The sequence below is a fragment of the Mammaliicoccus lentus genome, assembly GCF_002902755.1.
Taxonomy (GTDB): domain Bacteria; phylum Bacillota; class Bacilli; order Staphylococcales; family Staphylococcaceae; genus Mammaliicoccus; species Mammaliicoccus lentus.
On the sequence record NZ_PPRS01000055.1, the window covers coordinates 1 to 387 of the forward strand.

Consider the following 387-nt stretch of genomic DNA (forward strand, 5'->3'; position numbering starts at 1 on the left):
GCGCGATTATTAAGCTTGTTGAATTTCGTTAAAAATTCACTCGGTTTTTTGCTTGGTAAAATCTATTTGCTTACTTATCTAGTTTTCAATGTGCAAAATAATAATGGTGGAGACTAGCGGGATCGAACCGCTGACCTCCTGCGTGCAAAGCAGGCGCTCTCCCATCTGAGCTAAGCCCCCGTAATGGGTAATTTAATTTAATGGTGGGCCTAAATGGACTCGAACCATCGACCTCACGCTTATCAGGCGTGCGCTCTAACCAGCTGAGCTATAGGCCCATTCTTAATTCGAATGTCAAATAAACATTCAAAACTGAATACAATATGTCTCCGTTATTCCATGACCTTATGGTCATTCCGTAATATCCTTAGAAAGGAGGTGATCCAG

General features: G+C 42.1%; 2 tRNA genes. Both read right to left on the bottom strand.

What is annotated here, in order from left to right:
• Positions 1 to 104 precede the first annotated feature (104 nt).
• A tRNA-Ala gene (locus CD135_RS11610) sits at positions 105 to 180 on the bottom strand.
• Between the two features lie 21 nt (positions 181 to 201).
• Positions 202 to 278: transfer RNA gene (locus CD135_RS11615), tRNA-Ile, on the bottom strand.
• Between the last annotated feature and the right edge of the window lie 109 nt (positions 279 to 387).